Annotated in this window: 11 protein-coding genes; 6 read left to right on the top strand and 5 right to left on the bottom strand. The window is 74.0% G+C overall.

Going from position 1 to position 8812, the window contains the following annotated elements; all coding sequences use genetic code 11:
* Positions 1 to 32: 32 nt before the first annotated feature.
* The 3 genes from NOD94_RS38535 to NOD94_RS38545 all read right to left on the bottom strand — a co-directional run bounded on the left by NOD94_RS38535 (position 33) and on the right by NOD94_RS38545 (position 1626).
* Positions 33 to 713, bottom strand: a complete 681-nt coding sequence (locus NOD94_RS38535; protein ID WP_281210910.1) for a nucleotidyltransferase domain-containing protein — start codon at positions 711 to 713, stop codon at positions 33 to 35.
* 28 nt (positions 714 to 741) lie between these two features.
* On the bottom strand, positions 742 to 1203 hold the full coding sequence (locus NOD94_RS38540; RefSeq protein ID WP_281210911.1) for a Rieske (2Fe-2S) protein: 462 nt from the start codon (positions 1201 to 1203) through the stop codon (positions 742 to 744).
* An 81-nt stretch (positions 1204 to 1284) separates the two neighbouring features.
* Complete coding sequence (locus NOD94_RS38545; protein ID WP_281210912.1) at positions 1285 to 1626, bottom strand: DUF952 domain-containing protein; 342 nt, start codon at positions 1624 to 1626, stop codon at positions 1285 to 1287.
* 169 nt (positions 1627 to 1795) lie between these two features.
* Here NOD94_RS38545 and NOD94_RS38550 point away from each other — a divergent pair, with 169 nt between their 5' ends.
* From NOD94_RS38550 to der, 5 genes are all read left to right on the top strand, one after another.
* Complete coding sequence (locus NOD94_RS38550; protein WP_281210913.1) at positions 1796 to 2239, top strand: YidB family protein; 444 nt, start codon at positions 1796 to 1798, stop codon at positions 2237 to 2239.
* A gap of 112 nt (positions 2240 to 2351) precedes the next feature.
* The gene (locus NOD94_RS38555) at positions 2352 to 3440 is read left to right on the top strand and encodes a prephenate dehydrogenase (protein ID WP_281210914.1); all 1089 of its coding nucleotides are present in this window, start codon (positions 2352 to 2354) and stop codon (positions 3438 to 3440) included.
* A 130-nt stretch (positions 3441 to 3570) separates the two neighbouring features.
* Positions 3571 to 4272: a (d)CMP kinase gene (cmk, locus tag NOD94_RS38560; protein WP_281210915.1), complete on the top strand. Its 702-nt coding sequence runs from the start codon at positions 3571 to 3573 to the stop codon at positions 4270 to 4272.
* The gene (locus tag NOD94_RS38565; protein ID WP_281210916.1) at positions 4233 to 4916 is read left to right on the top strand and encodes a lysophospholipid acyltransferase family protein; all 684 of its coding nucleotides are present in this window, start codon (positions 4233 to 4235) and stop codon (positions 4914 to 4916) included. Before cmk ends, NOD94_RS38565 begins: the two co-directional genes overlap by 40 nt.
* Before the next feature lie 75 nt (positions 4917 to 4991).
* Complete coding sequence (gene der / locus NOD94_RS38570) at positions 4992 to 6452, top strand: ribosome biogenesis GTPase Der (RefSeq protein WP_281210917.1); 1461 nt, start codon at positions 4992 to 4994, stop codon at positions 6450 to 6452.
* Positions 6453 to 6464: 12 nt separating this feature from the next.
* Here der and NOD94_RS38575 read toward each other — a convergent pair whose 3' ends face one another.
* Together NOD94_RS38575 and NOD94_RS38580 are read right to left on the bottom strand one after the other, a co-directional pair.
* Positions 6465 to 6845 (bottom strand): hypothetical protein, encoded by a 381-nt coding sequence (locus tag NOD94_RS38575; RefSeq protein ID WP_281210918.1) that lies wholly within the window; start codon positions 6843 to 6845, stop codon positions 6465 to 6467.
* A 218-nt stretch (positions 6846 to 7063) separates the two neighbouring features.
* Positions 7064 to 7876 carry a hypothetical protein gene (locus tag NOD94_RS38580; protein ID WP_281210919.1) on the bottom strand — a complete coding sequence of 271 codons (813 nt, stop codon included), beginning with the start codon at positions 7874 to 7876 and terminating at the stop codon, positions 7064 to 7066.
* A 292-nt stretch (positions 7877 to 8168) separates the two neighbouring features.
* On the opposite strand from NOD94_RS38580, the gene NOD94_RS38585 reads away from it, so the two are divergent.
* Positions 8169 to 8812: transglycosylase family protein (locus NOD94_RS38585; protein ID WP_281210920.1), on the top strand; the 644-nt coding region annotated here is incomplete at its 3' end.

Below are 8812 nucleotides of genomic sequence, written 5' to 3' on the forward strand. Positions count from 1 at the left end.
CCGCCGCGCCGGGTCCGTACGCCCCGCCCGCCCTACGCGGCCGAGGCGCGGCGGGTCCGCAGCAGGAAGTCCTCGACCCGGGCGCGGTCCGGCTCGGCGGGGAGCGGGCCGCCGGCGAGGGCGGCGTCGGACTCCGCCGAGAGGCGGGTCATCCAGGCGTCGACCTCGGCCCAGCCGACCTCGCCCCGCCTGACCGCGAGGAGGCGTTCCCGTTCGGGGCCCGCGTCGATCGTGAGGCGGCCCGTGCGGAGCAGGTCGCGGCAGGAGCCGAGGAGCCGCAGCAGGTGCATGGCGTGCTTCCAGCGCGGGGCGCCGTGGACGCGGACGTCGGCGAGGAGCTTGCCGTGCTGGGACTTCGCGTACTGGGTGAAGCTGGTGTGGGCCCGGCGGGAGAGGAAGGCCCCGCGCAGGGCGAGGAGTTCCTCCCCCACCGGGGTGACCCGCTGGACGAGGGGGGAGTGCAGGCACTCCAGGACGTTCGGATTGGACCGCAGCGCGAGCTCGCAGAAGCGTTCCAGCTCCCAGGAGAACTCCTCGTCCCGGGGCCCCTCGACGTGCGTGGGCGGCTTCTCGAACCGCCAGAACAGCGGCGTGGGGGCGAGGTAGACACCGCGCACGTCGGTGTCGCTCGCCTCCGTCGCCAGACCGAAGGCACGGGAGCCCATGACGCAGCTGTAGATCGTGTGGTCCCGTACCAGGGTGAGGTCATCCATCCCGGGAGGTTAGGCGGGCCGGGGCCCGCTAGGCGAGCGAGATACCGCCGTCGGCCGCCACCGTGATCTTCTTCTCGGGGAGCGGGCGGGTGGCCGGACCCTTGGTGGCCGCGCCGTCCGTGACGCTGAACGTGCTGCCGTGGCAGGGGCAGTCGATCTGCCCGTCCCGGACCTTGTCGACGAGGCATCCCTGGTGCGTGCACACGGCCGAGAAGCAGCGGAAGGACCCGGCGGTCGGCTGGGTGACCACCACCTTCTCCTCCTTGAGGACCTTGCCGCCGCCGACCGGCACCTCCGAGGACTTGATCAGTGCCTTCGCCGCCGGGGCCGCGGAGGACGCTTGCGGCTCACCGGTGGACGCGCCGCCCGGCTCGCTCGCGGGCTCGTCCGTGCCGCCGCCGCCGCCGCAGGCGGCGATCGTGCCGCCCGCCAGGGCGGCGGCTCCGGCCGCGAGTACGGTGCGCCGGGCGGTCTGCGTGGGGTCGCTCATGTGATCTCCTCGCTGGGTTGCCGGGATGGCGTGGAGCATCCTGGCGCGTGGCGGGCCCCAGGTGAAGCCCGCCACACCGGTTCATCCCACCGGCTGCCACGGCGTCAGTTCCGCCGGGCGGCCGGGGGCTCGTACGACTTCCCACACGCGGGCCACCGCGTTCCGGTTCAACGGGCCGTGGACGTGTGGGTAACGGCCGCCCGATTCACCCGACCGGCGGACCTCCGACGTCAGCGCCGCCTCGTCCAGTTCCACGGCGAGCAGGGTGCCGGGCGTCTCCCGGTAGTGGGCCTCCGCGATGGCGAGCAGGGTCGGACGGTCCGCCGAGCAGTGGACGAAACCCTCGGAGGCGAGCGAGGCGGGGGCGTACGGGAGCTCCGGCGCGGCGTTCCAGTCGGCGAGCGGGACGATGTGGAAGATCATGCCGGTCGTTCTACCGCACGGACCGGGACGCCGCTCGGGAAGCGTCCGGGGCGGGGGCACGCGTGTACGACGAGTGGCGACCCGGGGCGATTCGGGTGACATTGTCCGTGTCTCGACGCCGGGCCCTCCGCTGGGTGTGCGGCCCGGTCCCTCTTCGAAAGGCATGACCATGGCGGGTAACGACCTCGGCTCCCTTCTCGGCAGTCTGCTCGGCGGTGGCGGTCAGGGCGGTCAGGGCGGAGGCGCCGGCAACATCCTCGGCGCGCTGCTCGGAGCCCTCGGCGGCGGGGGCGGCGGCCAGGGAGCCCAGGCCGCGGGCGGCGGCAACAACCCGCTGGGCGGGCTGCTGGACATGCTGACCAAGTCCGGTCTGGTCGACCAGGCGCAGTCCTGGGTCGGCACCGGCGAGAACAAGGCCGTCAGCGGGGCGGAGATCGCCCAGGCCCTGCCGGACGAGGCCCTCCAGACGGTCGCGCAGCAGACGGGCGTCAGCCCGGAGCAGGCCGCCGACCAGATCGCCCGGGCGCTGCCGACGGCGGTCGACAAGCTGACCCCGCAGGGCTCCCTCCCGTCGGGCTCGCTGGAGGACATCATCAAGCAGCAGAAGCTGTAGGCGGTACGGCACGAGGGCCCGGCGACCGTCCCACAGGGTGGCCGCCGGGCCCTCGCGCCGTACCGGCCGGCTACCCTGAGGGAATGCCGTCCGCGATCACCCTGGAGCACCCGTGAGAACCGCCGTCGTCATCGGAACCGGACTGATCGGCACCTCCGCGGCGCTCGCGCTGACCGCCCGCGGCATCACCGTCCACCTCGTCGACCACGACCCCTCCCAGGCCCGGACGGCCGCCGCCCTCGGCGCCGGCACCGACGAGGCCCCCGAGAACCGCGTCGACCTGGCGATCGTGGCCGTCCCCCCGGCCCACGTGGCGACCGCCCTCGCCGACGCGATCGGCCGCGGCCTCGCCCGGGCGTACGTGGACGTCGCCAGCGTCAAGGGGGGACCGCGCCGGGAGCTCGCCGCACTGGGCGTCGACGCCACCGCGTACATCGGCACCCACCCGATGGCGGGCAAGGAGCGCTCCGGGCCGCTGGCCGCGACAGCCGACCTCTTCGAGGGCCGCCCCTGGGTGCTGACCCCCACCCGCGACACCGACCACGAGGTGCTGAACCTGGCGCTGGAGCTGGTCGCGCTGTGCCGGGCCGTCCCCGTCGTGATGGACGCGGACGCCCACGACCGGGCCGTGGCCCTCGTCTCGCACACCCCGCAGCTCGTGTCGAGCATGGTCGCGGCCCGGCTGGAGGAGGCGGACGAGACCGCGGTCCGGCTGTGCGGACAGGGCATCCGGGACGTGACGCGGATCGCGGCGTCCGATCCGCGGATGTGGGTGGAGATCCTCTCCGCGAACCCCGGCCCCGTCGCCGACGTCCTGTCCGGGATCGCCGCCGACCTGGAGGAGACCGTGGAGGCCCTGCGCGGACTCCAGTCGGCGGACGAGGCCAAGCGCCGGGGCGGCGCCGCCGGCATCGAGGACGTCCTGCGGCGCGGTAACGCCGGCCGCGTCCGCGTCCCCGGCAAGCACGGCGCGGCCCCCACCGCCTACGAGACCGTCGGCGTCTTCATCAGCGACCGCCCCGGCGAGCTGGCCAGGATCTTCGCGGACGCGGGCCGGGCCGGGGTCAACATCGAGGACGTGCGCATCGAGCACGCCACAGGCCAGCAGGCGGGCCTGGTCCAGCTGATGGTGGAGCCGCGCGCCGTCCCCGGCCTGGAGGCGGAGCTGCGCGAGCGGGGCTGGGCCCTGCGCCAGCAGTAGCCCCGCCGGCACCGGCCGCGGGACGGTACCGGCACGAGCGGAATCAGCGGGCGCCGCGGCCCGGTAACCTGGGGAGGGGCGCTTTTGGCGCGCCCGGACACGTACGCGCAACCAGGAAGGTGCCCGCACCGTGGAAACCGCAGCTCCGTCCGCCGTGATCGTCGCCATCGACGGTCCCTCCGGCACGGGCAAGTCCAGCACCTCCAAGGCCGTGGCCGCCAAGCTCGGACTCCGCTACCTGGACACCGGCGCCCAGTACCGGGCCATCACCTGGTGGATGATCACCAACGGCGTCGACACCGACGACCCGCAGGCCATCGCCGTCGCCGCCGGCAAGCCCACCCTCGTGTCCGGTACGGATCCGACCGCCCCCACGATCACCGTGGACGGCCTGGACGCCGCCGCCCCCATCCGCACCCGGGAGGTCACCTCCAAGGTCAGCGCCGTCAGCGCCGTCCCCGAGGTGCGCACCCTGATCACCGACCTCCAGCGCTCCATCGCGGCGGAGGCGGCCGAGGCGGGCGACGGGATCGTCGTCGAGGGCCGGGACATCGGCACCACCGTCCTGCCCGCCGCCGACCTCAAGGTCTTCCTGACGGCCTCGGCCGAGGCGCGCGCCGCCCGCCGCAGCGGCGAACTGCGCGGCAAGGAGGCCGCGGACCTCGCGGCCACCAGGGAAGCCCTGATCAAGCGGGACGCGGCCGACTCCGGCCGCAAGACGTCCCCGCTGGCCAAGGCCGACGACGCCGTAGAGGTGGACACCACCGAACTCACCCTCGACCAGGTCATCGAATGCGTCGTGACCCTGGTCGAAGAGCGGCGCGCCAAGTGAGCGCAACGCCCTCCCCCAAGGGTGCGGCGGTCGGCAGGCGCATCGGCATCGGGCTCATGTACGGGCTGTGGAAGCCCCGCGTGCTGGGGGCCTGGAAGGTGCCCGTCTCCGGCCCCGTCATCCTCGCGGTGAACCACGCCCACAACATCGACGGGCCCATGGTCATGGGCACCGCCCCGCGCCCCCTGCACTTCCTGATCAAGAAGGAAGCGTACGTGGGGCCCCTCGGCCCCTTCCTCGACGGCATCGGGCAGGTGAAGGTCGACCGGAGCGGCACGGACCGGACCGCCATCACCCGCGCGCTCGGCGTGCTCGACGGCGGCGGCGCCCTCGGGATCTTCCCCGAGGGCAGCCGCGGCGAAGGCGACTTCGCGTCCCTGCGCGCCGGACTCGCGTACTTCGCGGTCCGCAGCGGCGCACCGATAGTGCCCGTCGCCGTCCTGGGCAGCACCGAGGCAAAGGGCCGGGTCGTCAAGGGACTGCCGCCGCTCCGGAGCCGGGTCGACGTCGTCTTCGGCTCCGCCTTCGACGCCGGGGACGGCACGGGCCGCCGCACGCGGACCGCGCTGGACTCGGCCACCGTACGCATCCAGGACCGGCTGACCGCCCACCTGGCCGACGCCAAGCGCCTCACCGGGCGCTGAGCGAGACTTGACCTAGTAGTGGAACCGCGCTGCGCGGGCACCACCGATCACCACGAACGACGAGGAACGGACTTCATGAACGACCAGCACGACCACGGAGCACTTGGCGACGCCGAGTACGCGGAGTTCATGGAGCTCGCCGCGGAGGAAGGCTTCGACGTCGAGGACGTCGAGGGCGCGATCCAGGAGGCGGGCCACGGCCCGCTCCCCGTGCTCGCCGTCGTCGGCCGCCCGAACGTCGGCAAGTCGACCCTGGTGAACCGCATCATCGGCCGCCGCGAGGCGGTCGTCGAGGACAAGCCGGGCGTCACGCGCGACCGGGTGACCTACGAGGCCGAGTGGGCCGGCCGCCGCTTCAAGGTCGTCGACACCGGCGGCTGGGAGCAGGACGTCCTCGGCCTCGACGCCTCCGTCGCCGCCCAGGCCGAGTACGCCATCGAGGCCGCCGACGCGGTCGTCTTCGTCGTCGACGCCAAGGTCGGCGCCACCGACACCGACGAGGCCGTCGTGCGGCTGCTGCGCCGCGCCGGCAAGCCGGTCGTGCTCTGCGCCAACAAGGTCGACGGCCAGAGCGGCGAGGCCGACGCGGCCTCCCTGTGGTCGCTGGGCCTCGGCCAGCCGCACCCGGTGTCCTCCCTGCACGGCCGCGGTACGGGCGACATGCTCGACGCCGTACTGGAAGCCCTGCCGGAAGCCCCCGCGCAGACCTTCGGCACCGCCGTCGGCGGCCCCCGCCGCATCGCCCTGATCGGCCGCCCGAACGTCGGCAAGTCCTCCCTCCTGAACAAGGTCGCCAAGGAGGACCGGGTCGTCGTCAACGAGCTGGCCGGCACCACCCGCGACCCGGTCGACGAGCTGATCGAGCTCGGCGGCGTCACCTGGAAGTTCGTCGACACCGCCGGCATCCGCAAGAAGGTGCACCTCCAGCAGGGCGCCGACTACTACGCCTCCCTGCGCACGGCCGCCGCCGTCGAGAAGGCGGAGGTCGCGGTCATCCTGATCGACACGACCGAGAACATCAGCGTCCAGGACCAGCGCATCATCACCATGGCCGTCGAGGCCGGGCGCGCGATCGTGATCGCCTACAACAAGTGGGACGACCTCGACGAGGAGCGCCGCTACTACCTCGAACGCGAGATCGAGACCGAGATGCAGCAGGTCGCCTGGGCGCCCCGGGTGAACGTCTCGGCGCTCACCGGCCGCCACATGGAGAAGCTGGTCCCGGCGATCGAGACCGCGCTCGCCGGCTGGGAGACCCGTGTTCCCACCGGTCGGCTGAACGCCTTCCTCGGCGAGGTCGTGGCGGCACACCCGCACCCGATCCGCGGCGGCAAGCAGCCCCGCATCCTGTTCGGCACCCAGGCCGGCAGCAAGCCGCCGCGGTTCGTCCTCTTCGCCTCCGGCTTCCTGGAGCACGGCTACCGCCGCTTCATCGAGCGCCGCCTGCGCGAGGAGTTCGGCTTCGACGGCACTCCGATCCACATCTCGGTGCGGGTGCGCGAGAAGCGCGGAGCGCAGTACAAGAAGAAGAAGTAGGCGACCGCGGGGTCAGTAGCCCCGGCGCGGAGCGGGCGGTAGGGCCGCCGGGATGTGCTGCATCCCGGTCTGGTGCTGCCGCCCGCCGCCGTATCCGGACCCGGTGGTCCCGGCGTGGGCGTACGAGGCCTGCGGGGCGGGCGTGGCCGGGACCGGCACCGGGGCGTGGACGGGCTGCCAGGGGTCGCTCTGCCATGCGGAACCGTTCCATCCGGCGGTGCTGTACGAGCTGTACGAGCCACCGTGGGAGAACGCCGTGAAGCCGAGGTGCTCCTCGCCCGTCCGGTCGCCCGGCAGCGCCCTGAAGGCGCGCAGGTACTCCGAGTAGAGCGTGTCGTAGATCGGGGTGTGCGAGGCGGCCGGAGCGGTCTCCCGGTCCCGTGAAGGGCGCATCGGGGGGACGCTGCTCGGAAAGGACGGGGCGCGGGATGGGTCGTATGAATGCACGTATCAGCCAACGAACCCGAGGCCGTGCGGATGCGGGGTGACGGGGCGGAAAACGCAGATCGCCGGGGGTGCGCGGGACGGACCGCGCACCCCCGGCGCATGCCGCCCGGCCCCTTCGTGAGGGGCGGGGCGGCCGTTCCGGCGGGGAAGGTGGGAAGGGCCGATCAGGCGCCCGGCGTACCGGCCAGGGGCATGGAGGCGGCGACCAGCTTGCCGTTGCTCGCGGCCTTGTCCAGGGCGTCGCGGAGCAGGTCCTCGCGGGGCTGCTGGCCGATGGAGCCGACCGGGGCCGCGTAGATCAGCACGCGCTGGGTCTTGTTCACGGCGGCCCGCCAGCCGTCGGTGACGCTCAGCGCCTGGTGCGCCTGCCACCAGGCCACCTGCGGCCCGCCGTCGACGCCGGGCTGGAGGACGGCGTGCAGCTGCCCGCCCGCGAGCAGGACGGACCAGCCGCCCAGCGCCGAGGGGACCTCACCGGTGTCGGTGACCGGGATGAAGCCCTGCTCGATGAGGAGCGGCAGGAAGTCGTCGCCGGGGCCGGTGGTGCCGGGGCGGGCGATCGGGGCGGTCGGCTCGACGACCAGCGCCGGGTGCAGGTCACCGTTGATCAGGACCAGGCCGCTGGTGATGCCGAGTACGGCTTGGCCGCCGGGCACGGCCTGCGGGACCTCGCCGGCGGGCGCCGGGGCGGGGGCCGGGCTGTCCCCGGTGATGCTGCGGACCGCACCCTGGAGCTGCTCCTCGGAGACGGAGACGACCTGCGAGGGAATGCAGTTGGCGTGGGCGAACGCGAGGACGGCGGTCTCCTCACCGACGAACAGCACCGTGCTGGTGGGGTCGCTCTCGGGGTCGCCGGGGGTACGGCAGGAGGTGCAGTCGTAACTGCGCGGGGCGTCGTCGCCGGTGAGCAGCCTGTCGGCTTCTTCGTCACCGATCTCGGCACGTACCTCAAGACTGACGTCGAGCATGCGCGGCACGGGGTGGCTCCTCATTCGTGCGGAGGCCGGGAGGCTCCCGGCTCGCCGGGCTCAACGCGGGAGCGGCGGCCGGGGTCACGCCGTTTGAGGGAACGGAATCGAACCTGACACCCGGAAGAGTGAACCGGCCGAGGCGGGCTTCGTGTTCGTGCCAACTCTTGTCCGGGTGTGCCCAGTTGATGGCCTCCGTCGGCCGTTTCGGCGGTGGCGGGCGGTCCGCCGTACGGGTGGGGCCGACGGCCGCGCCGCGTGGCGGGGCGGGCGACGGGGGACCGCTGCGTAGCGTGAGCCGATGCCCGACCTCCGTCTTCGGATGCGGTGGGCCGCGACCCGGGCCGCCGCCGCGCTGGTGCTCGTCCTCCCGTCGGGCGCGGCGGCCGCCGCCGCTCCAGGCTCCCTCGCACCGCCGCCCCCGGCACCCGGACCCGCGGGCGCCGCGCACCCCGGCTCGCCCGGCGTGATCGGGCACGGGCCGGGGGACTGCGGACCGGGCGGCGAGTGGCCCTGGGACTGCGTCGCCGACTGCGAGAGCGGCGGGCGTTGGGCGGTGAACACGGGCAACGGCTTCTACGGCGGGCTGCAGTTCTGGCAGCCCACCTGGGAGGACCACGGCGGTCTCGCCTACGCGCCCCGCGCGGACCTGGCCACCCGCACCCAGCAGATCCGGGTCGCCGAGGAACTGCTCGCCACCCAGGGGTGGGAGGCCTGGCCGGTGTGCGCGAAGCGGTACGGGCTGGCGGGCCGGACGCACGTGGTGCGGCCGGGGGACACGCTCGCCGGGATCGCGGGCAAGCACCGGGTGCCCGGCGGCTGGCGCGCCCTCCACGAGGCGAACCGGGCGACGCTGGGCGAGCGGCCGCAGCACCTGACGGTGGGCACGCTCCTGACCCTCCCGCCCGCGACGCCCCCCGCTCGCCGGCCCGACCACCAGCCGGC

The sequence above is a fragment of the Streptomyces sp. Isolate_45 genome (assembly GCF_024721315.2).
GTDB lineage: Bacteria > Actinomycetota > Actinomycetes > Streptomycetales > Streptomycetaceae > Streptomyces.

What these genes read in the sequence shown, in the direction of transcription:
- NOD94_RS38535 (WP_281210910.1), bottom strand. Translation starts at nt 713, where the DNA reads ATGGATGACCTCACCCTGGTACGGGACCACACGATCTACAGCTGCGTC.
- NOD94_RS38540 (WP_281210911.1), bottom strand. Translation starts at nt 1,203, where the DNA reads ATGAGCGACCCCACGCAGACCGCCCGGCGCACCGTACTCGCGGCCGGA.
- der (WP_281210917.1), top strand. Translation starts at nt 4,992, where the DNA reads ATGAACGACCAGCACGACCACGGAGCACTTGGCGACGCCGAGTACGCG.
- NOD94_RS38575 (WP_281210918.1), bottom strand. Translation starts at nt 6,845, where the DNA reads ATGCGCCCTTCACGGGACCGGGAGACCGCTCCGGCCGCCTCGCACACC.
- NOD94_RS38565 (WP_281210916.1), top strand. Translation starts at nt 4,233, where the DNA reads ATGCGTCGTGACCCTGGTCGAAGAGCGGCGCGCCAAGTGAGCGCAACG.
- NOD94_RS38545 (WP_281210912.1), bottom strand. Translation starts at nt 1,626, where the DNA reads ATGATCTTCCACATCGTCCCGCTCGCCGACTGGAACGCCGCGCCGGAG.
- NOD94_RS38550 (WP_281210913.1), top strand. Translation starts at nt 1,796, where the DNA reads ATGGCGGGTAACGACCTCGGCTCCCTTCTCGGCAGTCTGCTCGGCGGT.